The 26,419-nt window shown below is 68.0% G+C and carries 25 protein-coding genes; 13 read left to right on the forward strand and 12 right to left on the reverse strand.

Annotation, left to right across the window (positions count from 1 at the left end):
• Nucleotides 1-36: 36 nt before the first annotated feature.
• Nucleotides 37-819: a GntR family transcriptional regulator gene (locus M1D55_RS00400; RefSeq protein WP_006575818.1), complete on the reverse strand. Its 783-nt coding sequence runs from the start codon at nt 817-819 to the stop codon at nt 37-39.
• Complete coding sequence (locus M1D55_RS00405) at nt 812-1,093, reverse strand: hypothetical protein (protein WP_456280780.1); 282 nt, start codon at nt 1,091-1,093, stop codon at nt 812-814. Before M1D55_RS00405 ends, M1D55_RS00400 begins: the two co-directional genes overlap by 8 nt.
• A 454-nt stretch (nt 1,094-1,547) precedes the next feature.
• Between M1D55_RS00405 and M1D55_RS00410 the strand changes: the two genes are divergently transcribed.
• The 8 genes from M1D55_RS00410 to M1D55_RS00445 all read left to right on the forward strand — a co-directional run bounded on the left by M1D55_RS00410 (nt 1,548) and on the right by M1D55_RS00445 (nt 9,401).
• Nucleotides 1,548-2,939 carry a hypothetical protein gene (locus tag M1D55_RS00410; RefSeq protein WP_456280781.1) on the forward strand — a complete coding sequence of 464 codons (1,392 nt, stop codon included), beginning with the start codon at nt 1,548-1,550 and terminating at the stop codon, nt 2,937-2,939.
• Nucleotides 2,940-3,103: 164 nt separating this feature from the next.
• Entirely contained in the window at nt 3,104-3,583 is a 480-nt protein-coding gene (locus M1D55_RS00415; RefSeq protein ID WP_456280782.1) for a hypothetical protein, read from the forward strand.
• Nucleotides 3,584-3,603: 20 nt separating this feature from the next.
• On the forward strand, nt 3,604-4,296 hold the full coding sequence (locus M1D55_RS00420) for a C39 family peptidase (protein ID WP_156526452.1): 693 nt from the start codon (nt 3,604-3,606) through the stop codon (nt 4,294-4,296).
• A gap of 12 nt (nt 4,297-4,308) precedes the next feature.
• Nucleotides 4,309-5,184, forward strand: coding sequence for a flagellin (locus tag M1D55_RS00425; protein ID WP_456280783.1), 876 nt, complete (start codon nt 4,309-4,311; stop codon nt 5,182-5,184).
• Between the two features lie 175 nt (nt 5,185-5,359).
• Nucleotides 5,360-6,778: a hypothetical protein gene (locus M1D55_RS00430; protein ID WP_064574497.1), complete on the forward strand. Its 1,419-nt coding sequence runs from the start codon at nt 5,360-5,362 to the stop codon at nt 6,776-6,778.
• A gap of 217 nt (nt 6,779-6,995) precedes the next feature.
• The gene (locus M1D55_RS00435; RefSeq protein ID WP_064574495.1) at nt 6,996-7,508 is read left to right on the forward strand and encodes a hypothetical protein; all 513 of its coding nucleotides are present in this window, start codon (nt 6,996-6,998) and stop codon (nt 7,506-7,508) included.
• 169 nt (nt 7,509-7,677) lie between these two features.
• The gene (gene gcvA, locus M1D55_RS00440) at nt 7,678-8,601 is read left to right on the forward strand and encodes a transcriptional regulator GcvA (protein ID WP_456280784.1); all 924 of its coding nucleotides are present in this window, start codon (nt 7,678-7,680) and stop codon (nt 8,599-8,601) included.
• 29 nt (nt 8,602-8,630) lie between these two features.
• Nucleotides 8,631-9,401, forward strand: coding sequence for an SDR family oxidoreductase (locus M1D55_RS00445; RefSeq protein WP_456280785.1), 771 nt, complete (start codon nt 8,631-8,633; stop codon nt 9,399-9,401).
• Here M1D55_RS00445 and M1D55_RS00450 read toward each other — a convergent pair.
• Nucleotides 9,392-10,318 carry a LysR family transcriptional regulator gene (locus M1D55_RS00450; RefSeq protein WP_064574489.1) on the reverse strand — a complete coding sequence of 309 codons (927 nt, stop codon included), beginning with the start codon at nt 10,316-10,318 and terminating at the stop codon, nt 9,392-9,394. The genes M1D55_RS00445 and M1D55_RS00450 overlap by 10 nt on opposite strands.
• A 180-nt stretch (nt 10,319-10,498) precedes the next feature.
• Here M1D55_RS00450 and M1D55_RS00455 point away from each other — a divergent pair, with 180 nt between their 5' ends.
• The 4 genes from M1D55_RS00455 to M1D55_RS00470 all read left to right on the forward strand — a co-directional run bounded on the left by M1D55_RS00455 (nt 10,499) and on the right by M1D55_RS00470 (nt 14,923).
• Nucleotides 10,499-11,863, forward strand: coding sequence for an acyclic terpene utilization AtuA family protein (locus M1D55_RS00455; RefSeq protein WP_456280786.1), 1,365 nt, complete (start codon nt 10,499-10,501; stop codon nt 11,861-11,863).
• An 8-nt stretch (nt 11,864-11,871) separates the two neighbouring features.
• Nucleotides 11,872-12,213 (forward strand): AtuA-related protein, encoded by a 342-nt coding sequence (locus tag M1D55_RS00460; RefSeq protein WP_064574601.1) that lies wholly within the window; start codon nt 11,872-11,874, stop codon nt 12,211-12,213.
• A gap of 99 nt (nt 12,214-12,312) precedes the next feature.
• Nucleotides 12,313-13,293 (forward strand): Bug family tripartite tricarboxylate transporter substrate binding protein, encoded by a 981-nt coding sequence (locus M1D55_RS00465; protein ID WP_064574487.1) that lies wholly within the window; start codon nt 12,313-12,315, stop codon nt 13,291-13,293.
• Nucleotides 13,294-13,432: 139 nt separating this feature from the next.
• A complete protein-coding gene (locus tag M1D55_RS00470) occupies nt 13,433-14,923 on the forward strand; it encodes an AMP nucleosidase (RefSeq protein WP_456280787.1) in 1,491 nt (496 codons plus the stop codon).
• 194 nt (nt 14,924-15,117) lie between these two features.
• On the opposite strand, the gene leuA is transcribed toward M1D55_RS00470, so the two are convergent.
• A complete protein-coding gene (gene leuA / locus M1D55_RS00475; protein WP_456280788.1) occupies nt 15,118-16,803 on the reverse strand; it encodes a 2-isopropylmalate synthase in 1,686 nt (561 codons plus the stop codon).
• A gap of 837 nt (nt 16,804-17,640) precedes the next feature.
• On the opposite strand from leuA, the gene M1D55_RS00480 reads away from it, so the two are divergent.
• Nucleotides 17,641-18,849, forward strand: a complete 1,209-nt coding sequence (locus M1D55_RS00480; RefSeq protein WP_456280789.1) for a hypothetical protein — start codon at nt 17,641-17,643, stop codon at nt 18,847-18,849.
• 126 nt (nt 18,850-18,975) lie between these two features.
• On the opposite strand, the gene M1D55_RS00485 is transcribed toward M1D55_RS00480, so the two are convergent.
• From M1D55_RS00485 to livH, 8 genes are all read right to left on the reverse strand, one after another.
• Nucleotides 18,976-19,644 carry an OmpW/AlkL family protein gene (locus M1D55_RS00485; protein ID WP_456280790.1) on the reverse strand — a complete coding sequence of 223 codons (669 nt, stop codon included), beginning with the start codon at nt 19,642-19,644 and terminating at the stop codon, nt 18,976-18,978.
• A 229-nt stretch (nt 19,645-19,873) separates the two neighbouring features.
• On the reverse strand, nt 19,874-20,206 hold the full coding sequence (locus M1D55_RS00490) for a DUF6587 family protein (RefSeq protein ID WP_006578754.1): 333 nt from the start codon (nt 20,204-20,206) through the stop codon (nt 19,874-19,876).
• A 17-nt stretch (nt 20,207-20,223) separates the two neighbouring features.
• Entirely contained in the window at nt 20,224-22,110 is a 1,887-nt protein-coding gene (gene feoB, locus M1D55_RS00495) for a ferrous iron transporter B (protein WP_456280791.1), read from the reverse strand.
• 23 nt (nt 22,111-22,133) lie between these two features.
• Nucleotides 22,134-22,421 (reverse strand): FeoA family protein, encoded by a 288-nt coding sequence (locus M1D55_RS00500; RefSeq protein WP_456280792.1) that lies wholly within the window; start codon nt 22,419-22,421, stop codon nt 22,134-22,136.
• A gap of 240 nt (nt 22,422-22,661) precedes the next feature.
• On the reverse strand, nt 22,662-23,363 hold the full coding sequence (locus M1D55_RS00505; protein WP_064574478.1) for an ABC transporter ATP-binding protein: 702 nt from the start codon (nt 23,361-23,363) through the stop codon (nt 22,662-22,664).
• Nucleotides 23,363-24,139: a high-affinity branched-chain amino acid ABC transporter ATP-binding protein LivG gene (gene livG / locus M1D55_RS00510; RefSeq protein ID WP_456280793.1), complete on the reverse strand. Its 777-nt coding sequence runs from the start codon at nt 24,137-24,139 to the stop codon at nt 23,363-23,365. Before livG ends, M1D55_RS00505 begins: the two co-directional genes overlap by 1 nt.
• Complete coding sequence (locus M1D55_RS00515; RefSeq protein WP_456280794.1) at nt 24,136-25,380, reverse strand: high-affinity branched-chain amino acid ABC transporter permease LivM; 1,245 nt, start codon at nt 25,378-25,380, stop codon at nt 24,136-24,138. Before M1D55_RS00515 ends, livG begins: the two co-directional genes overlap by 4 nt.
• A gap of 10 nt (nt 25,381-25,390) precedes the next feature.
• Nucleotides 25,391-26,317: a high-affinity branched-chain amino acid ABC transporter permease LivH gene (livH, locus tag M1D55_RS00520; RefSeq protein WP_006576581.1), complete on the reverse strand. Its 927-nt coding sequence runs from the start codon at nt 26,315-26,317 to the stop codon at nt 25,391-25,393.
• Nucleotides 26,318-26,419: the final 102 nt, after the last annotated feature.

Consider the following 26,419-nt stretch of genomic DNA (forward strand, 5'->3'; position numbering starts at 1 on the left):
TCTGATCGTCGAAGCGCGCAGCATGGCGCGCCTGCGTCAGTCGCGCAAGCTGGTGCGGGTCCCGTTGTCGACCCAGACGTTGGCGCTGTCGCCGCCGGCCGGCGACAGTTCCATCCGGTATTCGTAGCGGTCGGGCCGGTACTGGCCCAGCAGCAGCTGGATCGGACGGCCGGACTTGTCCTGCACCACCCGGCGGGTGGCGAGCAACGCGGCGCCGACCGGCACCTCGAGCAGCGGGGCCACCACCACGTCGGCCAGCCGGGCCGACAGGACCTGGGTGGCGCGGCCCAGCTTCAGGCCGCCGCGGTTCTCGAGCAGCCGCAGGATCGGCGTGGTCTCCAGATCCTTGCGGGTCAGATGGCGGCCGAGGTCGGCCGGCACGTAGACGGTGATATGGGACAGCGGCTCGCCGTGGTAATGGCGCACCCGCACCACCTTGGTCACCGGGTCGCCGGGCTGCAGGCACAGCGACTCGGCGACGTCCGGCGTGGCATGCACCTCCTCGATCGAGATCACCTTGACCGAGGTCTTCTGCCCCATGTCGAGCAGGTTGTCCAGCAGGCTGACCGCCTGCGGCGCGCTGGCCGCCGGCGCGATCGGATGCGGATTGACGAAGGTGCCGAGCCCGCGATGGCGGCGCACCAGTCCTTCCTGCACCAGGCGATCGAATACCCGGCGCATGGTCACGCGCGAGGCGTGGAATTGCTTGGCCAGGTCGATCTCGCCCGGCAGAGGCCCCTGGCCAAAACGGCCTTCCACAATCTGTTGGCGCAGCACCACGTAAATCTGGTGATACAGGGGAACGACGGCTTCACTCATGGCTTCCCTTGCGAGTCGACGACGGGTCGGCAATTAGTTTAATGTACTTTAAATCAGACATGAACATAGTGACAACGCAATAGGCGCCGTCGTGTGAAATTGCGCTTTTGCGGGCCACGTGGCGGACCGGCCTTGTCGGAGCAACGTCGGCGCAATGTCGATACATTTTCGTTGCAATCTCGCGAGCGTTTTTCGGTTTGATTTTCCGCTGCTGGAAGCGACGAATGCAGCGCCCCATTTGACGCGGCCGCCCATGATCCGCGATGCGGTTCATCAGAAACATCCCCCCAATGCAGGACGTGCTTAAAAAAACACCACCCACGCCCTGTCCGATTCCTCGTTTCATTTTCGTAACGCGAGCGGGGCGAGCCGGTTTTTTCGGCATTCGGACTTAACTATCCGGCAATAAACATATTTTTTTCGGGCCGCTGGAATTGCCGGCCGACGAGGCTTTTTGCGCCCTGTCACACCGATGTGACATGTCTGTTCCGGTTCACAGGATTCGCCCTCGCAGTGTCGCACCGAAAGTGGGATCTTGCACCGCAACAGGGCCATTTTGGCCTTGTTTTACAAGGGAATGCCGTACTTCGGTGGGGTGCTGGCACTGAATATGCGCAGGGCGCTTCGGTTTGGCCAATGCCGGACCATGACCCGGGTACCGCTTCGTTTCCGTCTGACGAGCGCGGCGCCGGGCTGAGTCGCAGAGAACATCCTCCTGGGAGCTATGTATGAAAAAGACCTTACTCGCGTCCGCCGTCGCCCTGACTCTCGGGCTGACAGGGCACGCCTTGGCGCAGACCGCAACCGACGATGCCGTGGCGGTGAATGTCAATGTCACCGACAACGACACCACCACCACGACCAAGACCAATTCGGAGAACCGCGGGCGCGCATGGGCGGAGGGCCTTGGCACGACTGCGGCAAACAACGGCTCCACCTCGACCGCCAACTTCTCCAATGCCTTCAACACGAGCCGTGCGGTCGCCATGACGCGGCTGAACGGCACGGTCAGCGGCCTGACCGTCAGCCACATCGGCAACGTCGCCCGCCAGCTGGGTAATGCGAGCGGCGGCGCCGGCGGCGCGGGTGGCGCCGGCACGGGCGGCAATGCCATGGGCGGAACCGGCGGCAATGGCGGCAACAGCGGCAATGGTGGCGCCGGCGGTAACGGCGGTGCCGGCGGCCTGGCGACGATTGGCGATGCGACCGCAGGCGACGCCAACAACGGCAGCGCAACGGCGGGCCGCGGCGGCTATGGCGGTAACGCCAATGGCACCGCGGGTCGTGGCGCGAACGGCGTAGGCACTGGCGGTGGCGCCCTGGCGGCCAGCGTCGGCGTCGGCGCCCGGGGCGCCAACGGTACCGGTGCCGGCGGTAACGGCACGGGCGGCAGCCTGGCCGGCGGCGGCGATGGCGGCGGCGCCGGTGCGGCGTCCGGCGGCTCGCTTGGCGCGAGCGCCGGCCTGGGCGGCAGCAGCAGCTCGAGCGGCGGCGGCGCGCGCGGTCCTGGCGCTGACACCACGGCGACTACCGCGGGTGCGGGCGGCGCGGGCACTGGCGGCGCGGTGACCACGGCGGGCGGCACGTCCGGCGCGGCTGGCGGTGCCGGCGGCGCTGGCACCACCGGCGCGGTGGCGGCTACCGGCGGCACCGGAACCGGCACTGGCGGTGCCGGTGGCGCGGGTACCGGCGGGGCAGCGACTGCTTCGGGTGGTGCCGGCACCGGTACCGGCGGCGCGGGCGGCGCGCAGACCAGCGTGGCCGGTAACGGCGGCACCGGCGGCAATGCCACCAACGGCGGCGCGACCACCACGGCCAGCAATGGCAATGCGACGGCCGGCGCTGGCGCAGTCGGCGCGGCTGGTGCGGCCAGCGGTGCGGGCGGTGCAGGCGGCGCGGGTGCGGGCGGTACCGGCGGCGTGGGCAACGGTGCGACCGGCGGCGCCGGTGGCGCCGGCGGCGCGGCGCTGGCCGATGCGGGCACGTTCAACATGTCCAACGCGATGAGCAGCGTCGGGCAGTCGGCGGCCGGCATCATGATCGCCAACCAGAACAGCGGCCTCGGCTCGCTGGTGCAACAAGCCGTCACGGTCCAGGCCAACCTGGCTGTAGGCAGGTAAGACGCTGCGCGGGCGCGCATGCCGGCGCGTGGATGGCGCGCCGGCATCGCGCCTTGCGCGGTGTTGCTCTGCAGGAGTGGGCGTACCGGCCTGTGCCGGGACGCCCGTTCGACGGAACGTCCGGCCTCCCGCCATGCGGAGACGGGACACAAGGAGGCACCATCATGCGAGCGGTCCGCACCGCTGTCGGCGCTTTGACGACAGCATTCCTGCTCTGGCCCGGCCTGCCTGCCGCGGCGGAGCCGTCCGCCGCGCCAGAGGCGGTGGGCCCGATGGCCGCGATGCCGACTACCGCCGGCATGCCGGAAGAGAGCGGCAAGGACACCACGACAGCTACGGCACCGCAGTCAACGGTCGACAACTCGGCGCCAGGCCAGACGGGCACCGTGCTCGCGGGCTTCGGCAGGCCGGTCGACACAGCGGCGCTCAACGAGATCCGCGGCGGCGCCGAAGTGGTGGTCAACGATATGCGCCTGGCCGGCGTGGTCGCAGACAACACCGCCAACCGGGTGATTACCGGCAGCAACGCGATTTCGGATGGGGCGTTCGCCAATGCCAGCGGCTTGCCCACGGTGATACAGAACACCGGCGCCAACACGCTGATCCAGAACGCGACGATCCTGAACGTGCGATTTGGACCATGAAGCGGGCCATGAAGGAGGCCATGAAGCTGCCACGGCTCGCCGCAGTGGCGGCGCTCGCCTGGGCGTCGGCCATGCTGCCGGCGCACGCCGCCGATACGGTGGTGCTTCAGCCGGCGGGCAGTGACTACAAGGTCCGGACGGTGAGCCTGAAGGAGGCACGCTTCAAGACCACCATCCGGCAGCAATACGACTTCAGCTGCGGCTCGGCCGCAGTGGCGACCCTGCTTACCTATCAGTACGGCCATCCGGTCACGGAAGCCGAAGTGTTCCAGCAGATGTACCTGACCGGCGATCGCGCCAAGATCCAGCGCGAGGGCTTCTCGCTGCTGGACATGAAGCGCTTCCTCGAATCGCGCGGCTTCATGGCCGATGGCTTCGAACTGCCGCTGTCCAAGCTCGAGGAGACCCAGGTCCCGGCGATCGTGCTGGTGGTCGAGAACGGCTACCACCATTTCGTCGTGGTCAAGGGGGTACGCGGCAATCGGGTGTTGGTTGGCGATCCCGCGCTCGGTACCCGAGCGTTGTCTCGCGAACACTTCGAGCGGATCTGGGACAGTAGTCTTCTGTTCGTGATCCACAACCGCACCGATCTCGCGCGCTTCAACCAGCCTTCGGACTGGCGCGTCGCACCCAGTGGGCCGTACTGGATGGGGGTCAATCGGGACAGTCTGTTCTTTACCGTCATGCCAAAGCATGGCGTTGGAGACTTCTAGGGACCCGTCATCATGTATCGACAAGCTTTGACTACGCGGCCGGCACGCCGCGGCGCAGCCCGTGGCGCTGCCCGCTCGGCCGCGGCCGCGATGCTGCTCGGGGCGGGGCTGGCCTGCGCCGGCCAGGCCTGGGGCACGCAGGCCGGGCGCGATGGCGGACGGGACGCCGGCCTGGCGTCGCACCCCGCCGCGGATCCGCATCACGACGCCATCGCTGCCGCGCGCAGCGGCATGGCCGGCTGGACACCGGTCGCATCGGCTCGACTGGAAGAACTGCGGGGCGGCTTCGAGACCGGCGGCCTGCAGGTCTCGTTCGGCATCGAACGCGCCGTCTATATCAACGGCAACCTGGTGGTATCGACCAGCCTCGTCATTCCGGACGTCAGCCGTATCACGTCCGAACAGGCAGGGCGGCTTGCCGCCGCGCTGCAGAGCGCCGCCAATGCAGGCTCGGTCGCGGCCAACGCGCTCGGCCAGGCTGGGCAAGGCACGTCGACGCCGGGCAGCGGCAGCGCCAGTTCGTCGGCCAGCGCTGGGCAGCCCGGCACGGCGACGTCGACGCCGGGCACCGCCACCGTGGCGGCGCCATCGCCCGCACCACCTTCCGGGGCGACCACGATGCCGGCGCCGGCGGTGATCGCCACCGCGACCGGTTCGGTCACCACCAACGGCCTGCTCAATCTGATCCAGAACGGGCCGGGCAACAGCTTCAACGCGGGGGCGCTGGCAGGTACGCCGGCGACCGTGATCCAGAACTCGCTCAACAACCAGTCGATCCAGAGCCTGTTGACCATCGATGCGGGCGTGAACACCTTGCAGGCGTTCCGCGCGGGGGTCGCCGGCGCGGCATTGAACAGCGCCCTGCAACGGGCGGCGAGCATGCGGTAGAGCCAGGTCGCATACGGGACCACACGGACCACTCGAGACCACACGAAGACCACATCGAAGCAGGCAGAGGCAACGGATGCACGCGGTCGCATCCGGAAACACAGGGGTGCATCGCAACAACGCAAAGCAGGCCGCGGACTCCTGAACCAGTCCGCCATCCGGGGGGAGGAGAGTCATGAGAAAAAGGTCGATGCAGGGCATCCGGCAGGCGGGATGCTCGACCTTGCTTTTGCTGGGGGGATTGGCGCACGCGCAGAATCTGCCCGACAACGGACCGACGGCTGCCCAGCTCGAGGCCCTGAAACGCGAGGTCGCCGAACAGGCCGCCGTGCTCGACGCGATGAAACGCTCGATGGCCCAGCAAGAGGCCACGATCCGCGAGCTGCGCAGCATCGTCGGCGTGGATGCGCTCGCCAACAAGCGCGGCGGACAGCGCGGCGGCGTGACCGGCGGTGACATTGCCACCGGCGCGGCGACGGCGCCCGCGGCGGCCAGCGGCAATACCGGCTTGCCGAATACGCGCAACGTGCCGGTCAATCAGGCACAGGCACAGGCCCCGGCACAGGCTCCCGCCAACGGCAGCACCACGGTCGCGCAGGCGCAGGAGCCGGTCGGCCGGCCACCGGAGCGCGACACGCGTCCGCCGGAAATCGCGCCGATCTTCGATCAGCCCGGCGTGCTGACGCCGCCCGGCCGGCTGGTGGTCGAGCCGGCGTTCCAGTACGGCTACTCGTCGAACAACCGGGTGGCGCTGGTCGGCTATACGGTGATTCCGGCGATCCTGATCGGCCTGATCGATGTGCGCGAGGTCAAGACCTCGACCTATGTCGCCTCGGTCGCGTTCCGCTACGGCATCACCAAGCGGCTTGAAATCGAAGCCAAGGTTCCGTACGTGCATAGCTCGGGCTCCACCATCAGCCGGGAAGTCTTCACCGGCACCGCGGTCGACAACGTCTTCAATTCGAGCGGCAGCGGGCTCGGCGATGTCGAGGCGACGCTGCGCTATCAGCTGAACTACGGCAACGACCGCATGCCGTATTTCGTCGGCTGGCTGCGGTACAAGTCCAATACCGGCAAGAGCCCGTTCGACGTGGTCACCGATTGCGTGCAGCGCTGCATCGGCAATACCACGGGTACCGGGCTGCCGCTGGGCATGCCGACCGGCACCGGCTTCCACGCGATCCAGCCGGGCATCACGTGGCTGCTGCCGACCGATCCGGCGGTGTTCTTCGGCACCTTCAGCTATCTGCACAACTTCGGCCGCGACAACGTCAGCCGTACCGTGCTGAACGGCCAGAAGGAGCCCTTGGGCAAGATCGAGCCGGGCGATATCTTCGGCTTCAACTTCGGCATGGGCCTGGCGCTGAACGAACGCGCGTCCTTCAGCATCGGCTACGACCAGAGCATCATCTGGCCGACCAAGCAGAACGGCCAGACCGTGCCCGGCTCGGTGCGGATCACGCAGGGCTCGTTGCTGGTCGGCTATTCGTACCGCTTCAGCGACCGCTATACGCTCAATATCTCGGTCGGCGCGGGGCTGACGCGCGATACGCCCGACCTGCAGGTCAACGTGCGGCTGCCGATCACGTTCTGAGCGGTTCCCATCCTGGCGTCATCGCCGTCACGTCGGACAGCCGCCCGCGTGACGGCTACGTGGCGCCGCGCCGGCACGGTGCGGTGCATCCCACGAGCGCGCTTGCGATTCCCTGCCTGGTGGCGTACAAAAGTAAAACCCGCCCAGCTGGCGGATTCTGCCGCCACCTGCCAGCCTCGGCAGCCCACGGACGGGACCTCGCTCGGAGGAATCCGTCATGCGCAAACGCATCTACTGGTTATTGCCCGACGTCGTCAGCGCTCGGCGCACCATGGACGATTTGCTGATCAATCGCGTCGAACACCGGCACATCCACTTCGTTGCCCGCGACGGCATGGACATGACCGGCCTGCATGAGGCCAATCTGTTCCAGACCTCCGATATCGTTCACGCCGCCGAGATGGGTTTGATGATCGGCGGCGCGGTCGGCGTGGTCGCCGGCGTGGTGGTGGCGATGTTCCCGATCGTCGGCGATACCCCGCAATGGGGCCTGGTTGGCGTGCTGGCCGTGCTCGGCGCGGTGTTCGGTGCCTGGGCATCCAGCATGATCGGCAGCTCGGCGCCCAACAGCCGGCTCAAGCCCTTCGAGGCCGATATCGCCGAAGGCAAGATCCTGCTGATCGTCGATGTGCCGCGCGGCCGTTGCGAGGAAATCGAAACCCTGCTGCGCAGCTCCCATCCGGAAGCCCGCTTCGCGGGGATGGATCCGGCGGTGCCGGCGTTCCCCTGATTCCGGCGCGCTGCATCGCATCGACGATCTGACGGTACGTGGTGCACCGGGGGCGCTGGTGCACCACGTTCCCTCTCCGCGCGCCAGTCCGGCGCGATTCCCTGTGCATTGACCCCCCGCCGGGAAACCGGTAGCTTCCGTGCGACCCTTCCATCTCGCCTGAAGATCGATGAATCGCATGCTGCCGGGCACGCGCGCCCTCCGGACCTTTGAAGCGGCGGCGCGGCACCTGAATTTCACGCGCGCGGCCGACGAGGTCGGCCTGACCCCCGCGGCGGTCAGCTACCAGATCAAGGAAATCGAGGAACAGCTCGGCATCACGCTGTTTACGCGCACCAGCCGCAGCATCCAGCTGACGCCGGCCGGCGCGGTCCTTTACGAGGCGACCGCCGAGGCGCTCGACAACCTGCGCCGCGCCACCGCGCGCGCCCGGCGCATGGCGCGAGGCGCTGCGCATCTGCGGATATCGCTGGAGGCGCGCTTCGCTTCCAACTGGTTGCTGCCCCGGCTGCCGCAATTCCGCGCGGCCAATCTCGGCCTGGAGCTGACCTTCGATATCAGCGAGCAGGTCCGCGATTTCGAGGCCGACGACATCGACGTCGCGATCCGTTTCGGCCCCGGCCGATATGAAGGTGCACGCGCCGAGCGCCTGTTCGGCACAGTGGTGGTACCGATCTGCAGCCCGGGCCTGCTGGAATCGGGCCCGCCGCTGCGCGAGCCCCGCGATCTGCTGCACCACACGCTGTGCCACGTCGACTGCCGCACCGATGGCATCGTCTGGCCCGACTGGCCGATGTGGATGGCGGCGGCCGGCATCGACGACTTCGACGACAGCCGCTGCATGGCCTTCGCCGATTCCACGCACGTCGTGCAGGCCGTGCTGGACAGCGGCGCGGTCGGCCTCGCCGAACTGCCGATGATCGCCAACGACCTCGCCGCGGGCCGGCTGGTCAGGCTGTTCGATATCGGGGTCAGCGTGGCGCAGGACTATGGCTACCACCTGGTCTATCCGGAAAGCAGCAGCGAAGATCCGCGGCTGGTAGCGTTTCGCGACTGGCTGATCGAACAAACCAGACAGGCGCCCCAGCGATAAGCCGGGCGCCCTGCGGTATATTCCCCCGCATGTCCGCGCATACCTCTTCCCATCCCTTCTCCCTGACGGACCGCGTGGCGCTCGTCACCGGTGGCGCGCAGGGCCTTGGATTGGCCATTGCAAAAGGCCTGATCGATGCCGGTGCCACCGTGCTGGTCGTTGCACGCAGTGCGCAGCGTGTCGAGCAGGCCGTGGCCGCGCTCGGTGCGGGCGCGCATCCGCTGGTGCTCGACATCACCGACGAGGCCGCGGTCGCGCAGGCGTTCGACCGCATCGACGCGCAATACGGCCGGCTCGACATCCTGGTAAACAACGCCGGCGCGCGCAATCGGCAGACCATGGCCGAGCTCGATACCCGCGACCTGCGCGCCATGATGGAGACCAACCTGGTCGCGCCGTACAACCTGTGCCGGCATGCCGCGATGCGCATGCGCCGCGGTGGTTATGGGCGCATCATCAATGTCAGCTCGATCGCGGGGCAGGTCGCGCGCGGCGACGACGTGCTGTACCCCGCGACCAAGGGCGCGCTCGATGCGCTGACGCGCTCGCTATCCGCGGACCTGGGGCGCGATGGCATCACCGTCAACGCGATTGCGCCGGGGTTCTTCGCTACCGAGCCGAACCAGCCGATGGTCGGCGATGCCGGCGTCAAGGACTGGCTGCAGCGCCGTACCTCGCTGGGCCGCTGGGGGCAGCCGGACGAAATCGCGGGCGCCGCGGTGTTCCTCGCCTCGCCGGCGGCGTCCTATATCACCGGCCACGTCCTTGCCGTCGACGGCGGCTATCTCGCTCACTTCTGACGTGTCCGCCGCTCGGCATCCTGGGCGCCGCGCCGCTTGCGGAAGTGCGCGTACACGTAGTCGAGCATCGCGCTGGCCGCGGCCGAATCGCCGCGATCGCGCAGCCGTACCAGGCAGATGTCGCGCACCAGCGATTCGAGCCGCAGCGGCCGGATCGCCAGATTGGGCAGCTGGAACTGGAACAGGGCGAGCGACGGCACCACGGTGACGCCCAGCCCGGCGGCCACCAGCCCTGCCACGGTGGCCAGGTGCTCGACCTCCATCACGCCATTGAGCCGCGTCGGATGCAGCGCGGCGTCCAGATGCTGCCGCACGCTGCTGGTCCGCGACAGATGGATGAACGGCAGGCCGGCCAGCGCCGAAGGCGCGATGCTCCGGCGCGACGCCAGCGGATGATCCGCCGGGCAGACTACGTGAAAGGAGTCCGCCACCAGCGGCTCGATCTTCAGATCGGCATCCTGGCCGGGCGCCGGCGCCAGCGCGAAGTCGACGCGGCCGCGCCGTACCAGATCGATGCAGCCGTCGGCCAGCACATCGTGCAGGGCCAGCGCGATGCCCGGATAGCGTGCGCGGAACGCGGCGAGCACCGGCGGCAGGTCGCCCGCGGCGATCGACGGCAACGCGGCGATCGCGACCCGTCCCTTGCGGCGTTCGGCATGGTCGCGCAGGTCAGCAAAGGCGTCCTCGAAATCCCCCAGCAGCCGCTCGGCCACCTCCTCGAAGCGGCGGCCCTCGGCACTGAGCTCGACAAACCGCGTGGTGCGCTCGAACAAGCGGGCGCCCGCCTGCTCCTCAAGCGTGCGGATCAGCGCGCTGAAGGCCGACTGCGACAGATGGCAGGCCTGTGCCGCGCGCGTGAAATTGCGCTGCTGGGCCAGCGCGACGAAGGCGCGCAGATGTTTGACGGACAGGTTCATGGCGGCGGGCGGGATCGGGAATGCGCGGGATGGCGACCTGGATTGATCGAACAGACCGCTAGATTAATCCAAATAATCCGTTTTTCCGAATTCGACGTCATGCCTAGAATGCCGTGACCGGCTGCGCGCAAGCGCCGCCTCCCTTTTTTTTACTGTCGTCCCGCTGATATCGCGCCCGCCATGGTTTCTCCGCTCTCGATCGGCTCCGGTGCCGGCTTCTCCGGCGATCGCATCGACGCCGCGCTGCCCGTGGTGCGCACGCTGATCGCCGACGGCGGCCCCGCCGCGCTGATCTTCGAGACGCTGGCCGAGCGCACGCTGGCGCTGGCCCATCTGGCCCGGCGCGCCGATCCCGAACGCGGCTATGAGCCGCTGCTCGACGCGCTGCTGACCCCAGTGCTGGGCCTTTGCCTGGCGCACGGCATTCCGATCATCGGCAATTTCGGTGCGGCCAATCCGCATGGCGCGGCGCGCCGCGTGCAGGCGCTGGCGGCCGAGCTGGGGCTGCCCCGGCCGCGCGTTGCCGTGGTGGAGGGCGACGATCTGTCGGGCGAAGCCGGCCGTACGCTGCTGTCCGGCATTCTTGGCGAGGCCTTTCCCGAGCGCCGCTTCGTCTGCGCCAACGCCTATATCGGCGCGCAAGGCATCGCCGATGCGCTGGCCGCCGGCGCGCAGGTGGTGGTGTGCGGCCGCGTCGCCGACCCGGCGCTGGCGGTCGGCCCGGCGATGGCGCATTTCAACTGGTCCTGGCAGGACTGGGACCGCCTCGCGCGCGCGACCATGGCCGGCCATCTGCTGGAATGCGGGGCGCAGGTGACCGGCGGCTACTTTGCCGATCCCGGCATCAAGGATGTGCCCGACGTCCATGCGCTGGGCTATCCGATCGTGCGGCTGGACAGCGATGGCGGCATCGAGGTAGGCAAGGCGGCCGGCACCGGCGGCTGCGTCGATCTGCGGACCGTCAAGGAGCAGCTGCTGTACGAGGTGCACGATCCCGCCGCCTATCTGACGCCCGACGTGGTCGCCGACATCGGCGCGGTTACCGTCGAGCAGCTGGGCCCTGACCGCGTGGCGGTGCGCAATATCCGCGGCCATGCGCGTCCCGAGCAACTGAAGGCCAACCTGTTCCACGAGGGCGGCTGGATCGCCGAAGGGGAGATCTCCTACGCCGGTCCGAACGCCGCGGCGCGCGCGCGGCTGGCCGGTGACATCGTGCGCAAGCGGATGGCGATGCTCGGCCACGCTGTGCCGGTGCGGCTCGACCTGATCGGCGTGCTCAGCGTGCTGGCCGACGATGGCGGCGCATGGCTCGCCGCATCGCAACCGAACGAAACGCATAGCCAGGACGTGCGGCTGCGCGCCGCGCTGGCGCACGAGGACAAGGCCGTTGCCGAGGCGCTGCTGCGCGAGGTCAACGCGCTGTACTGCTGCGGGCCTGCCGGCGGCGGCGGCGTGCGCACGGCGCTGCGTCCGCGGCTGAACGCGATGTCCTGCCTGGTGCCGCGCGAAGCGGTGTCGCCGCGCTACACGATGATCGAAGGCTGACCATGACCATGCCCGACACCATTGCGCTCTATCGACTGGCCCACGCCCGCACCGGCGACAAGGGCGACCGCTCGAACATCAGCGTGATCGCCTACGACGAACGCGATTTCCCGCATCTGCTGCAGCACGTGACCGAGGACGCGGTGCGCGAGCTGTTTCGCCATCGCGATCCCGCCGCGGTGACGCGCTACGTCGTGCCATCGCTGCACGCGATGAACTTCGTGCTCGACGGCGTGCTGGACGGCGGCGTCAACGATGCGCTCAATCTCGACGCGCACGGCAAGGCGCTGTCCTTCCTGCTGCTGCAGCTGGAGATTCCGTTGCCGCCGCGCCTGCATGCCGGCGGCTGACCGGCGCCGCGCATCGGCACATTCCAACCTCATAAAACACCCAGAGGAGACCACACCATGCCATTCCGATTCCGGCCCACCGCGGCGCGAACGCAGCCAATGCCGCGCCTGAAGACGCTGCTGCCGGCGCTGGCCGCACTGACGGCATTCGCCGCACTGGCGCTGCCGTCCGCACCGGCGCGCGCCGAATTCCCCGACAAGCCGGTCCGCTTCGTCGTGCCGTTCGCGGCCGGCAGCGCCACCGACCAACTGGCCCGCGCGATCGGCCAGGCCATGACCACCGACGCCAAGGTCACCGTGGTGGTCGACAACAAGCCCGGCGCCAACGGCTTCATCGCGGCCTCCGACGTCGCCAAGGCCGCGCCCGACGGCTATACGGTGCTGATCACGACCAACACCACGCACGCGGCCAACGAGCATCTGTTCAAGAAGCTGCCCTACGATCCGGTCAAGGACTTCACGCCGATCACCGCGCTGGGCAAGGGCGGGCAGATCATGGTCGTCAATCCGCAATTGCCGGTGAAGACCGTGGGCGAGTTCATCGCGCTGGCCAGGCAGCAGCCGGGCAAGCTGAGCTTCGGCAGCGGCAGCTCGTCGTCGCGCATCGCGGGCGAACTGTTCCAGCAGATGGCGAACGTCCAGCTGCTGCACGTGCCCTACAAGAGCAATCCGCTGGCGGTGACCGACCTGCTCGGCAACCAGATCCAGATGATGATCACCGATACCGCGACCGGCCTGCCGCAGGTCAAGAGCGGCAAGCTCCGGGCGCTCGGCGTGTCGGGGAAGACCCGCTCGCCGCTGGCCCCGGACGTGCCGACCATCGACGAAGCCGGCGTCAAGGGCTACGAAATGAGCTATTGGTTCGCGGCGTACACCCCGGCCGGCACCCCGCAGCCGGTGGTGGCGAAGCTGAACGACTTGCTGGTCAAGGCGGCGCGCAGCCAGACCGCGAGCAACTTCTATCGCAGCACCGGCACCGAGATCTTCACCAGCACGCCGGCCGAACTGGCGGCCTTCCAGCAGCAGGAATCCGCCAAATGGGGGCGCATCATTCGCGCCGCCAACATCCAGCCAGAGTGAGCACGGGTAGTCGTCCCCGCGCAAGCGGGGACCCAGCGTCTTGCAAAAGACGCTGGATTCCCGCATTCGCGGGAACGACGTGGCGACCGTTTCCCGAGTAGCCAGTACGGTCGTGTGCCGGGCCCGTGCGGGCCGGAGTATGATCGTCGCCATGCAAGCCTCGATCTTCTCTTCCGCCCATCCGGCCGACCAGCTGGCCGAGTTTACGGACCCCGAAGCCGCGCTGGCGCGCATCGGCGAGATCTACGACAACGCGGTCGGCGCGGTACGCGCGCGATTCGATGCATTCGCCCGCGGCGACCCGCTGCCTTCGGCGGCGCATGCCTGTTATCCCTATCTGGGCATCTCGGTCAATATCGAGACGATGGTCACCGACAGCCGGCCGTCGTGGGGCACGGTGGCGTATCCCGGCGTTTATGGCACCACCGTGACACGGCCCGATCTGTTTGCGGACTACTACCGCGACCAGATCGAACGGCTGATGCGCTATCACCGCGTGCCGGTGGTGGTGGGCACCAGCCGGCGGCCGATTCCGCTGCCCTTCGTGATCGAGGCCTCGACCACCGACATCAGCTACACGCAGGCGCGCGAGCTCGAGGCCTCGTTCGTGCTGCCCGAGCTGAGCCGCATCGACGACGGGATTGCCAATGGCACCTACGAGCCGGTGCCCGGGGAGGCCTGGCCGCTGTCGCTGTTTCCCGCCGAGCGCGTCGATCTGGCGCTGCAGCGGCTGTACCACTACACCGGCACGGCGCCGCAGCACTTCCAGCGCTTCGTGCTGTTCACCAACTACCAGCGCTATGTCGACGAATTCGTCGCGCTCGGCCGCTCGCTGATGAGCGGCGCCGATGGCGACGAGTACGTCCGCTTCGTCGAGCCGGGCGACATCGTGCAGAACCACGGCGAGGCCGAGCCCGATCTCGCGCTGTATCCGCGCGCGCTGCCGCAGATGCCGGCCTATCACCTGGTGCGCGAGGACCGGCTTGGGGTCACGTTGGTCAATATCGGCGTCGGCCCGTCCAACGCCAAGACGATGACCGACCACCTGGCGGTGCTCCGCCCGCATTGCTGGCTGATGGTGGGGCATTGCGGTGGCCTGCGCCGCTCGCAGCAGCTTGGCGACTACGTGCTGGCGCACGCCTATGTGCGCGACGACCACGTGCTGGACCAGGACCTGCCACCCTGGGTACCGGTGCCGCCGATCGCCGAGATCCAGGTCGCGCTGCAGGAAGCGGTGGCGCGCGTGACCGGGCTGTCCGGTAACGAGATGAAGACGCGGATGCGCACCGGCACCGTGGTCTCGACCGATGACCGTAACTGGGAGCTGAAATCCAAGACGCTGTACGCGCGCTTCAACCAGTCGCGCGCCATTGCGATCGACATGGAAAGCGCGACGGTCGCGGCCAACGGCTTCCGGCTGCGCGTGCCCTACGGCACGCTGCTGTGCGTTTCGGACAAGCCGCTGCATGGCGAACTGAAGCTGCGCGGCATGGCCAACGCCTTCTATCGCCAGCGCGTCAGCCAGCATATGACGATCGGTCTCGAAGCGATCCGCATCCTGCGCGAGAACGGCGTCGAGGCGTTGCACTCGCGCAAGCTGCGCAGCTTCGACGAGCCGGCGTTCCGGTAAACCGCGACAACACTGGTCAACCGAGTGTTCCCCCTTCTCCCGCTTGCGGGAGAGGGGGTAGGGGAGAGGGCAAAGAGCGCTCGCAAACCTGAAGCGGTATTGCCAGCGCGAAAGGCTTTCTCTCTCCCCCAGCCCCTCTCCCGCACACGGGAGAGGGGAGCAGACCAACGGTGTCGCAAAGGCCAAAGCGTACGTCAAGCCGCCTGCTGCTGCGAACCCCGCTGCGCCGCCTCCGCCTGCAAATGCCGGTTGACACCGGACACCACCGCCTTCAGCGACGCCGTCACCAGGTTCGCATCGATGCCCGCACCAAAGCCGGTCGCCGATTCTCCCACCCGTACCTCGACATAGCAGGCCGCGCGCGCATCGGCGCCGGACGATTGCGCATGCTCGTGATAGTCCATCAGGCGCACCGGCATGCCGAGCGCGCGCACGAAGGCGTCGATCGGACCGTTGCCCTTGCCGCGCACCACGCGCGTGGCGCCATCCTGCACCAGCGTCGCCTCCACCTCGACCTGATCGTCCTGGCCCGACATCATTCGATGCGACACATAGCGCAGCGGCGCATCGGCCTCCAGATACTCGCGGCGGAACAGCGCGAACAGATCGTCGGCGCTGGCCTCGGCCCCGGTCTCGTCGGTCATGCGCTGCACCGCGCGGCTGAATTCGATCTGCAGCCGGCGCGGCAGATAGAGCCCGTGCACCTGTTCGAGCAGATACGCCATGCCGCCCTTGCCGGACTGGCTGTTGACGCGGATCACCGCGTCGTAGCTGCGGCCCAGGTCCGCGGGATCGATCGGCAGATACGGCACCTCCCAGATCGCGTCCGCTTTCTGCTGCGCGAAGCCCTTGCGGATCGCATCCTGGTGCGATCCGGAGAACGCGGTGAACACCAGGTCGCCCGCATAGGGATGGCGCGGGTGCACCGGCAGCTGGTTGCAATGCTCGACGCACTGGCGCACCTCGTCGATATCGGAGAAGTCGAGCTGCGGATCGACGCCCTGCGTATAGAGGTTCAACGCCAGCGTGACCAGGTCGACGTTGCCGGTGCGCTCGCCGTTGCCGAACAGGCAGCCCTCGACGCGATCGGCGCCGGCCATCACCGCCAGTTCGGCCGCCGCCACCGCGGTGCCGCGATCGTTATGCGGATGGACCGACAGCACGATGTCGGCACGGCGCGCGAGATGGCGATGCATCCATTCGATCTGGTCGGCGAACACATTGGGCGTGCTGCACTCCACGGTGCTCGGCAGGTTCAGGATCATCGGCCGCGCCGCGCTCGGTTCCCAGATATCGGCGACCGCGTCGCTGACCTCGAGCGCGAAGTCGAGCTCGGTCATGCTGAAGGTCTCCGGCGAATACTCGTAGGTCCAGGCGGTGCCGGGAATCGCGTCGGTCAGTTCACGAATCAGCCGCGTGCCGGCCAACGCGATCTGCTTGACCTCGTCGCGGCTCGCACCGAACACGATGCGGCGAAACGCCGGCGCGATCGGGTTGTACAGATGCACGACCGCGCGCGGTGCGCCGCGCAGCGAATCGATCGTGCGGCGGATCAGGTCGTCGCGCGCCTGCGTCAGCACGACGATCGTCACATCATCGGGAATGCGGTCCTGCTCGATCAGCATGCGCACGAAGTCGAAATCGGTCTGCGATGCCGATGGGAACGCGACCTCGATCTGCTTCAGGCCGATCTTCACCAGCTGCTCGAAGAAGCGCAGCTTGCTTGCCACGCTCATCGGTTCGATCAGCGCCTGGTTGCCATCGCGCAGATCGGTGCTCATCCAGATCGGCGCGCGCGTGATGCGCTGGTTGGGCCAGCTGCGATCCGGCAGATCGACGGTGGCGGCGGGACGGTATTTGACGGCGGGGTTGCGCAGCATGAACGGGTCCTCCTCGCGAGGAATTCGCGATAGCAAGGGGAAAACGGGGCCGCATGGCGAGCGGACGGTCGGACGATCGGACGATCGGAGGGCCGAATACCGATCAGGACCGCAATCGAAATCGATAGCGGCGTGCCAATGCGAACGGAAAGGTGGCGACAGGCTGCCGAACTGCCACGGGGCGCTAGGCCCGGCAACCGATCGGTAGGTCTAGTTGTAGCGAGGAGAGCGCGCGGACGAGCGCAGGGACCGAGCCGAAGCCGTCGATGGCGATCGCACGACGCACGCGCGCCGACGCGGCGATGCACAGGGCATCGGCGGCTTGGCGGTGGACGGTCGGCGCAACGGACATCGTGCTGGCTGGTGTGAGTGTGTCGGGAGTCGACGGTGTGGAAACGCGTGTAGCAGCGACAAAGCGTAGTGCATCGAGCGTCGACTCGTCAAGCGTGCATCCGTGCTTTCGCCGTGCGTCGTCACGCGGTGGCCTCGGCCAAATGAATGAGATCGCCAGCGCGACCTCGTACCTGAACGCGTGCTGCCACACGCAAACCGCGGCGGTGGTCCACCGCCTGGCCGGTACAGCGTCAGTTGCGTCGCGCCTAGCCTGAAGGGGGACATTGTCCCAGCCAACGGGGAGACATCATGATCGGAACGGGAACGGGAACGGGATCGAAGCCGCTCGCCTGGGTCGCGGCGGCGCTGACGGCAATGGTATTGGCCGCGTGCGGTGGAGGCGGGGGCGGCGATGGTGCGGGGGCGAATCCGAGTTCAGGCTCGGGCTCCGGCAGCTCGTCAGGTCCAGGCTCCAACGGATCACCGACGACGGTCAGCTATACCGTGACACTCGGACAATCGGCGGGACAGGTCGGCGTGGGCCGCACGCTGACCCTTGCGGCCGTCGTCGTCGACAGCAACGGCAGGGACGTCACCGCCCAGGGCAGCTACGCGTGGACCTCGTCCGATCCCGCGGTCGCCACGGTGACACCAAGCGCCAACGTCGCCGGCGCCGCGGTCGTGACCGGCATCGCCGCGGGTACCGTCACCGTGCAGGTCGCCGCGACCATCAACGGTGCCGACGGCAAGGCGATCGCGCTGCCGGTGCAGACCGCCACGATCACGGTCGCGGCCAGCCACAACTACAGCCTCGCGGTGTCGCATCCGCTACTGACCTTGGCCAATGGCGAAACGCGGCAGATCCGCGCCACGCTGCTCGATGGCGACGGCATCGATGTGTCCGCCGCCGTGCACGACTGGGCCTGGGCGAGTTCGGCTACCGGCATCCAGCTGAGTGCAGATCGCGAGCGCGCGACGCTGCACGGCGTCAATCCGTCGACCAGCAGCACGGTCGAGGGCACGGTCACGATCGGCGTGACGGCGCCTAATGGCGCCGCGTTGGCCGCCCGGATCGCGGTCGTCGTGCTGAAGAACGGCAGCTACGGCTATACGCTCGAGCTGCTGCGCAACGGCACGCCGATCGATGCGATCGCGATCCTGAACGGCTATCCGGCAACGCTGTCGGCGCGCGTGATGCGCAGCGACGGCACCGATGCGACCGCGCAGTTCGACGGCCAATGGTCGTACGCAAGCACCTCGCCGTCGCTGTCGGTCGTACAAACCGCAAGCGGGCGCGGCTTCACGTTGAACACCAGCCGTCCCAATGGCGCCGATCCGCTGCAGAGCCTGTTGAAAATCACCGCCACCAGCAAACAGCTCGACGCCACGCCGAGCGCCGGCCTGACGGTGACCGAGCAGCCGACCTGGACGCTGGTCTACGACGGCCCGCAGCCGCTGCGTATCGCGACGATGCCGCCGCTGCCGATTCCGGTCACCGCGACCGTCAGGCATCGCGGCACCGCGCTGACCTTCGTCGAATGCGAGGCATGGGACTGGCAACAGTCAGGCAATATCGCCGTGACCCCGGCCACGCATCCGGGCCAGGTCGGCGTGACGCCGCTGACCCCGGGCGAGTTCTCGCTGACCGCGAGCTGCAGCGTCAGGCAAAGCGGGCAGCGATTGTCGGTGACGATCAACGGCAGCGCGATCTGAACACGTCGTTCCCGTGCAAGCGGCCCCAGCGTCTTTCAAAGCCACTGGGTCCCCGCCTGCGCGGGGACGACGTTGAGGTGTTCGGATACGCAGCGTACCCATTTCTGCGTGACCGCAGTCCGCCGCTCAGAACCGGTATCCGAGGCCAACGCTGAACAGCCACGGGTCGAGCTTGACCTCCGACACCTTGGCGCCGGCCGCCTTCACATCGCTGGACAGCCACACCTTCTTGATGTCCGCATTCAGGAACCAGTTGCGCGTCAGCCGGTAGTCCATGCCGATCTGCAGCGCGGGCGCGATGCTCCAGCGGTCCAGCGACAGCGTATTGCCGGCGATATCGGCGTCCCAGATCCGCGTGAAGTTGAGCCCCGCGCCGACATAAGGCCGCAACGTGGCGTGCGGGCGGAAGTGATACTGCAGCAGCAGCGTCGGCGGCAGATGCTTGAACGATCCGATCCGGTTGTCGTCGAGATAGACGTCCTGCTTCTGCGGAACGGTCAGCACGAGTTCCGCGGCGAGGTGCGGCGTGAAGAAGTAGGTGACATCCAGCTCGGGGATCCACTTGTTGTTGACGCCGATCCGGTCCGAGGCACCGGCGCCGCCGACGGGGTCGGACTTCTGTGCAAAGTCGAGATAGGTGCCGCGCAGGCGGACCATCCAGTTGCCTTCGGGTTCGGTGCCGGATGGGTGGGCGGCGGCATCTGCCGCGCCGGCGTGCAGCGGGGTAAAGGCCATCATCGCGGCCGCCACGGCGGCCATTGCCAATCGGGTACGAGGAGATTGCATCGGGCTCATGTTGTTATCGACAGGACTGGGAAAGACCCCATGCCGAGTGTGCCGTTGCCGGCCTCTGACCCGTTTGACCTAAAGCAAAGGTCCATGCCGTCGTTCCCGCGCAGGCGGGAACCCAGCGTCTTTGAAAGCCACTGGGTCCCCGCATACGCGGTGACGACAGGGTTCCGGGCAAGAAAAAAGCCGGCAAAGCCGGCTTCGTCGAACTGCGGTGCCTGAGGCAGGATCGCGCCTAGCCCTTGCCCTGCGGTTTGCGCACGATGCGGATCGGTTTCTCCTGCGCGGCGGGCGCGGAGTTCGTCGTATTGCTCGACGTATTGCTGTCGCAGCTGTTGCAGCCGCCGCTGTCGCAGCCGGTGGCGCAACCCGATGCCACCGCCTGCGGCGCCAGCCGTGCCACCAGCCGCGCGCGCCATCCGCGTGCTTGCGCGCCGCCGAGGCTTGCCGCCAGCGCCGCCTTGACGCGCTCGCGCGTGCGCGGCATGTAGCGCGCCGCCACCGACAGCGCGCAGACCAGCACGATCAGCGGCACCAGCACGGATTCGACGACGTGATAGAGCGACATGATGGCTTCCGAATGCCTTAGCTGAACAGCAGCGCCACGCGATAGGTCACGAATGCCGCCAGATAGCCCAGGCCCGCCAGATAGAGCGTGGAGGCCGCCATCACCTTCCACGAGTTCGTTTCACGGCGGATCACGGCCAGCGTCGAGATGCACTGCGGGGCGAACACGAACCACGCCAGCAGCGCCAGCGCGGTGGCCAGCGACCATTGCGCGGCGATCATCGGCGCGAGCTGCGCGGCCACGGTGTCCTCGCTGCCCGACAGCGCGTAGACGGTCGCCAGCGCGCCGACCGCGACCTCGCGCGCGGCCAGGCCCGGCACCAGCGCGATACAGATCTGCCAGTTGAAGCCGACCGGCGCGAACACCTTCTCCAGCGCATGGCCGATCATGCCGGCGAAGCTGTAGTCGATCGGCGGCAGCGTCGCGCCTTCGGGCGGGGACGGGAAGGTCGCCAGGAACCACAGCAGCACGGTGAGCGTCAGGATCACCTTGCCGACGCGCGACAGGAAGATGCGGGCGCGTTCCCACAAGCCGATCAGCACATCGCGCGGATTCGGAATGCGGTAGGCCGGCAGCTCCATCAGCAGCGGATGCTCGGTGCGGTCGCGGCGGAAGAACTTCAGCGCATAGGCGACCACCAGCGCGCTGACGATGCCGGCCACATAGAGCGCGAACAGGACCAGCCCCTGCAGGTTGAACACGCCCATCACCGTGTCCGCCGGAATGAAGGCGCCGATCAGCAGCGCATAGACCGGCAGCCGCGCCGAGCAGGTCATCAGCGGTGCGACCAGGATCGTGGTCAGCCGGTCGCGCGGGTCCTGGATCGTGCGGGTGGCCATGATGCCGGGAATCGCGCAGGCAAAGCTCGACAGCAGCGGGATGAACGACCGGCCCGACAGCCCGGCGCCCATCATCAGCCGGTCGAGCAGGAACGCCGCGCGCGGCAGATAGCCCGATTCTTCCAGCGTCAGGATGAACAGGAACAGGATCAGGATCTGCGGCAGGAACACCACCACGCTGCCCAGGCCGGCGATCAGGCCGTCGACGATCAGGCTGCGCAGCAGGCCATCGGGCAGCAGGCCGCCGACCAGTTCGCCGGCATAGGCCACGCCGCCCTCGATGCCTTCCATGATCGGCTCGGCCCACGAGAACACCGCCTGGAACATCAGGAACAGCAGCACGGCGAGGATCGCCAGGCCGAACACCGGATGCAGCACCACACGGTCGATACGGTCTTCGAGGCTGGCCGACGCGGTCGGCATCGCCACCGCGGCGTCGAGCAGCCGCTTGACCTCGGCATGGGTATCGAAATCGTCGGCCGGGGCCGGCGGAGGCGGCGGGGCCGACGGCAGCGCGCCGTCGAGCAGCGACAGCAGCGCGGCGGCGCCGCCGCGCCGCACGGCAACCGTCTGCACCACCGGCACGCCCAACGCTGCCGCGAGCTTGTCGCGGTCGATGCGGATGCCGCGGCGTTCGGCCGCGTCGCTCATATTGAGCACCACCACCATCGGCAGGCCGAGGCGGCGCAGCTCCAGCACGAAGCGCAGGTGCAACCGCAGATTGGTGGCGTCGACGACCGACACCAGCAGATCGGGCCGTGCCTCGCCGGGGCGGTTGCCCATGCAGACGTCGCGCGTGATGGCTTCGTCCAGACTGGTCGCGTGCAGGCTGTACGCCCCGGGCAGATCGAGGATGCGCACCTGCCGGCCCGACGGCGCGACGAAATAGCCTTCCTTGCGCTCGACCGTGACGCCGGCGTAGTTGGCCACCTTCTGGCGGCTGCCGGTCAGCCGGTTGAACAGCGCGGTCTTGCCGCAATTGGGGTTGCCGACCAGCGCGACGCGCAGCGGCGCCTGCGCGGTGGCGGCGGAAGCGGGAGTGGCGGGAGAAGTAGCGACGGACATGGCGTAATTCGAATCGGTCCGCTTCACGCGGTACTGGCTTGATTAACTGCGTCGGCCGTCTTGCCGGTGCGCGCACCCTCGGGCTGCACCGTCACGCGGGCGGCTTCGGCGCGGCGCAGCGCGAAGCGCGTGCTGCCGACCTGGGCGACCAGCGGGTCCTTGCCGAACGGGCCGTAGGTGATGATCTGCACGGCCTCGCCGGACACGAAGCCGAGCTCGCGCAGGCGTCGGGCGATGGGATCGTTCGGGGTGCTGTCGTCGACCGACAGTACGATGGCCGCGGTGCGCCGCGGCAAGTCTGACAAGCGCATGAGCTTTGGTCCCGCGGCGGGTTTGCCGGCGTGGCGCCGGTACTACCTGACCGCTTGCTTAGTGATGAATCAGCGAGCGTAGATGAGAATCGTTTGCATTGTACTGCATATGATCACGCTCGATGTGCCGTACTGGCGTGGGGTGCCGCCTGGCGTGCCGCAAGCAAAGCGGCCCGGCCACCACCGCCCGGGGTCGGACGGCGGTGGCCGGGCCAGTGCGTCGCCGCCCTTGCTTTCGCCTCAGCCGCCCAGATACGCGTTGCGCACCTGGTCGTTGGCCAGCAGGTTCGCGCCGGTATCGGCCAGCACCACCTTGCCGGTTTCCAGCACATAGCCGCGGTCGGCCACCTGCAGCGCCTTGTTGGCGTTCTGCTCGACCAGGAACACCGTCACGCCTTCCTCGCGGATGGTGCGGATGATGTCGAAGATCTGCGCGATGATCATCGGCGCCAGGCCAAGGGTCGGCTCGTCGAGCAGCAGCAGGCGCGGGCGGCTCATCAGCGCGCGGCCGATCGCCAGCATCTGCTGCTCGCCGCCGGACATGGTGCCGGCGCGCTGCGAGGCGCGCTGCTCCAGCCGCGGGAACAGCTTGAACACATGCTCGATGCCCGCCTCGATCTCGTCGCGCTTCGCGAAGAACGCGCCCATCTTCAGGTTCTCCAGCACGGTCAGGCTGGGGAACACGCGCCGGCCCTCGGGCGAGATCGCCATGCCCATGCGCATGATCTCGTGCGTCGAGCTGCCGGTGATGTCGCGGCCCTCGAACAGCACGCGGCCGCTGGAGGCGCGCGGGCTGCCGCAGATCGTCATCATCAGCGTGGTCTTGCCCGCGCCGTTGCTGCCGATCAGCGTGACGATCTCACCCTGGTTGACCTCGATCGATACGCCACACAACGCCTCGACGGCGCCGTAATGGGTATGGACCTGTTCCAGCTTCAGCATCAGTCCTCTCCCAGGTATGCCTTGATCACGCGCGGGTCGTTGCGCACGTCCTCGGGTTTGCCGATGGTGATCGGGCGGCCGTGCTCCATCACCAGGATGCGGTCGGACACGCCCATCACCAGGCTCATGTCATGCTCGATCAGCAGCACGGCGATGCCGAACTCGCGCCGCAGCTGGTCGATCAGCATCTTCAGCTCGACCTTTTCCTGCGGGTTCAGGCCCGCGGCCGGCTCGTCCAGCATCAGCAGGCGCGGCTGCGTGATCATGCAGCGCGCGATCTCCAGCCGGCGCTGGTGGCCGTACGACAGTGTGCCGGCCTCGCGGTTGGCCACCGCGCGCAGCCCCATGCGATCGAGCCATTCGGCGGCGCGGCCCAGCGCCTCGCGCTCGGCGCGGCGGTAGGCGGGGGTGGCGAAGAGCCCGTGCAGCAGTCCCGATTTGACGCGGCGATGCTGGGCCACCATCAGGTTCTCGACCACCGTCAGGTTCTTGAACAGCCGGATGTTCTGGAACGTGCGGACCAGGCCCTGGCGCGCGACCATATGGCTCGGCAGGCCGGCGATCGGGCGGTCGTCCAGCATCACCTCGCCGGCGGTCGGCTTGTAGAAACCGCCGACGCAGTTGAACACCGTGGTCTTGCCCGCGCCGTTCGGCCCGATGATCGCGAACACCTCGTCGTTGCGGACGCTGAAATCGATGCCGTCGACCGCCAGCAGGCCGCCGAAGCGCATCTGCAGGCCGGATACTCTCAACAGTTCTGCGCTCTGTGCACTCATTGCGGCAACTCCACGTGCGGGCGGCTGGCGGGCAACAGGCCCTGCGGGCGCCACATCATCATCAGCACCATCACCAGGCCGAACAGCAGCATCCGGTATTCGGCGAAACCGCGCGCGACCTCGGGCAGCACCGTCAGCAGGATCGCGGCGATGATCACGCCCAGCTGCGAGCCCATGCCGCCCAGCACCACCACGGCCAGGATCAGCGCCGATTCGATGAAGGTGAACGATTCGGGATTGACCAGGCCCTGGCGCGCGGCGAAGAACGCGCCGGCCAGGCCCGCGAAGGTCGCGCCCAGCGTGAAGGCCGACAGCTTGATCCGCGTGGGATTCAGGCCCAGCGAGCGGCAGGCGATCTCGTCCTCACGCAGCGCCTCCCAGGCGCGGCCCATCGGCATGCGGATCAGCCGGCTGGTGACGAACAGCGTCACGCCGACCAGCAGCAGCGCCAGCAGGTACAGGAAGATCACCATGTGCTCGCCGCTGTAGTTCAGACCGATCAGGTCGTGGAAGGTGCGGGCACCGTCCTCGCCGGCGCTGCGGGTCATCGGGATGCCGAACACCGTGGGCTTCGGGATGCCATAGATGCCGTCCGGCCCGCCGGTCAGGCTGGTCAGGTTGTTCAGCAGCTGTCGGATGATCTCGCCGAAGCCCAGCGTCACGATCGCCAGGTAGTCGCCGCGCAGCCGCAGCACCGGGAAGCCCAGCAGGAAGCCGAACAGCGCCGCCATGCCGGCCGAGATCGGCAGGCACTCCCAGAACGACAGGCCGAAGGCCTGGTTCAGCAGCGCATAGGTGTAGCCGCCGACCGCGTAGAAGCCGACATAGCCGAGGTCGAGCAGGCCGGCGAAACCGACCACGATGTTCAGGCCCAAGCCCAGCATCACGTAGATCAGCGCCAGCGTGGCGACGTCGACCGCGCCGCGCGAGCCGAAGAACGGCCAGATCAGACCGACCGCCAGCAGCACCCAGACCGCGGCGCGCTGCTGCCCCGGCGCGAGCGTGGGCAGCGCCGGCAGCTTGACCGTGGAGGTCGTGCGGTGGATCAGCGGCTTGAACAGCTGGAACAGGAACACCGCCGCCACCGCGATCCACACCGGCCGCCAGTGCGGTTCGAGCACCACGCGATAGCCCTCGAGCTTGAGCTGCAGGCCGAGGATGGGGATCGTCAGGATGGCGGTCAGCACCGCCGCCGAGACGGCGTTCTTCAGCGATTGCGTCATCGAAATGGAGGAATTCATGGCGCGGTCCTCAGACTTTTTCCACGTCCGGCTTGCCGAGCAGGCCGGTGGGACGGAACAGCAGGATCAGCACCAGCAGGCCGAAGGCGACCACGTCCTTGTATTCGGCCGGCATGTAGCCCGAGGCGAACGTCTCGGCCAGCCCCAGCAGCACGCCGCCGAGCATCGCGCCCGGAATGCTGCCGATGCCGCCCAGCACCGCGGCCGTGAAGGCCTTGATGCCGGCGACGAAGCCGATGAAGGGGTTCAGCTTGCCGATCGTCAGCCCGATCAGCACGCCGCCCGCGGCGGCCAGCATCGCGCCCAGCACGAAGGTGAAGGAGATCACCCGGTTGGTATCGATGCCGAGCAGGTTGGCCATGCGCATGTCCTCGGCGCAGGCGCGGCAGGCGCGGCCCATGCGCGAGTGGCCGATGAACAGCGTCAGCGCGATCATCAGCACCAGCGTCACGCCGACGATCAGCAGGCGCGAATACGGCACGGTCACCGTGAAATCGCCGCCCATCTCGAGTTCGAGCGCGCCGCTGATCAGCACCGGCACCGACACGTCGCGCGCGCCTTGGCCGATCTGCACGTAGTTCTGCAGGAAGATCGACATGCCGATTGCGGAAATTAGCGGCACCAGCCGCGGCCCGCCGCGCAGCGGCCGGTAGGCGACCCGCTCGACCGCGAAGCCGTACAGGCCGGTGACGATCACCGACACCAGCAGCGCGGCGCCGAGCACCAGCGGCAACGGATAGCCGGCCGCCACGCCGATCGCGGTCAGCGTCACCAGGCCGACATAGGCGCCGATCATGTAGATCTCGCCGTGGGCGAAATTGATCATGCCGATGATGCCGTAGACCATCGTGTAGCCGATGGCGATCAGCGCATAGATCGCACCCAGCGTCAGGCCGTTGACCAGCTGCTGGGTGAATTGAGGTAGGAATTCGTTCATGAGGTACGTCCCGTCTGTACTGCACGTCGGCCGGGGGGCGGGCCTGTCGGCGCCGCATCGGTGAAGCCGGCGTGCCTGTCGCGGCGGGCCCCTCCCGCGCGG

This window comes from Cupriavidus sp. JZ107 (assembly GCF_053903255.1).

Bases quoted from the DNA above. Each gene is read 5' to 3' on its own strand.
- M1D55_RS00400 (WP_006575818.1), bottom strand. From the start codon at position 819: ATGAGTGAAGCCGTCGTTCCCCTGTATCACCAGATTTACGTGGTGCTG.
- M1D55_RS00405 (WP_456280780.1), bottom strand. From the start codon at position 1,093: ATGAACCGCATCGCGGATCATGGGCGGCCGCGTCAAATGGGGCGCTGC.
- M1D55_RS00410 (WP_456280781.1), top strand. From the start codon at position 1,548: ATGAAAAAGACCTTACTCGCGTCCGCCGTCGCCCTGACTCTCGGGCTG.
- M1D55_RS00415 (WP_456280782.1), top strand. From the start codon at position 3,104: ATGCGAGCGGTCCGCACCGCTGTCGGCGCTTTGACGACAGCATTCCTG.
- M1D55_RS00420 (WP_156526452.1), top strand. From the start codon at position 3,604: ATGAAGCTGCCACGGCTCGCCGCAGTGGCGGCGCTCGCCTGGGCGTCG.
- M1D55_RS00425 (WP_456280783.1), top strand. From the start codon at position 4,309: ATGTATCGACAAGCTTTGACTACGCGGCCGGCACGCCGCGGCGCAGCC.
- M1D55_RS00430 (WP_064574497.1), top strand. From the start codon at position 5,360: ATGAGAAAAAGGTCGATGCAGGGCATCCGGCAGGCGGGATGCTCGACC.
- M1D55_RS00435 (WP_064574495.1), top strand. From the start codon at position 6,996: ATGCGCAAACGCATCTACTGGTTATTGCCCGACGTCGTCAGCGCTCGG.
- gcvA (WP_456280784.1), top strand. From the start codon at position 7,678: ATGAATCGCATGCTGCCGGGCACGCGCGCCCTCCGGACCTTTGAAGCG.
- M1D55_RS00445 (WP_456280785.1), top strand. From the start codon at position 8,631: ATGTCCGCGCATACCTCTTCCCATCCCTTCTCCCTGACGGACCGCGTG.
- M1D55_RS00450 (WP_064574489.1), bottom strand. From the start codon at position 10,318: ATGAACCTGTCCGTCAAACATCTGCGCGCCTTCGTCGCGCTGGCCCAG.
- M1D55_RS00455 (WP_456280786.1), top strand. From the start codon at position 10,499: ATGGTTTCTCCGCTCTCGATCGGCTCCGGTGCCGGCTTCTCCGGCGAT.
- M1D55_RS00460 (WP_064574601.1), top strand. From the start codon at position 11,872: ATGCCCGACACCATTGCGCTCTATCGACTGGCCCACGCCCGCACCGGC.
- M1D55_RS00465 (WP_064574487.1), top strand. From the start codon at position 12,313: ATGCCGCGCCTGAAGACGCTGCTGCCGGCGCTGGCCGCACTGACGGCA.
- M1D55_RS00470 (WP_456280787.1), top strand. From the start codon at position 13,433: ATGATCGTCGCCATGCAAGCCTCGATCTTCTCTTCCGCCCATCCGGCC.
- leuA (WP_456280788.1), bottom strand. From the start codon at position 16,803: ATGCTGCGCAACCCCGCCGTCAAATACCGTCCCGCCGCCACCGTCGAT.
- M1D55_RS00485 (WP_456280790.1), bottom strand. From the start codon at position 19,644: ATGAGCCCGATGCAATCTCCTCGTACCCGATTGGCAATGGCCGCCGTG.
- M1D55_RS00490 (WP_006578754.1), bottom strand. From the start codon at position 20,206: ATGTCGCTCTATCACGTCGTCGAATCCGTGCTGGTGCCGCTGATCGTG.
- feoB (WP_456280791.1), bottom strand. From the start codon at position 22,110: ATGTCCGTCGCTACTTCTCCCGCCACTCCCGCTTCCGCCGCCACCGCG.
- M1D55_RS00500 (WP_456280792.1), bottom strand. From the start codon at position 22,421: ATGCGCTTGTCAGACTTGCCGCGGCGCACCGCGGCCATCGTACTGTCG.
- M1D55_RS00505 (WP_064574478.1), bottom strand. From the start codon at position 23,363: ATGCTGAAGCTGGAACAGGTCCATACCCATTACGGCGCCGTCGAGGCG.
- livG (WP_456280793.1), bottom strand. From the start codon at position 24,139: ATGAGTGCACAGAGCGCAGAACTGTTGAGAGTATCCGGCCTGCAGATG.
- M1D55_RS00515 (WP_456280794.1), bottom strand. From the start codon at position 25,380: ATGAATTCCTCCATTTCGATGACGCAATCGCTGAAGAACGCCGTCTCG.
- livH (WP_006576581.1), bottom strand. From the start codon at position 26,317: ATGAACGAATTCCTACCTCAATTCACCCAGCAGCTGGTCAACGGCCTG.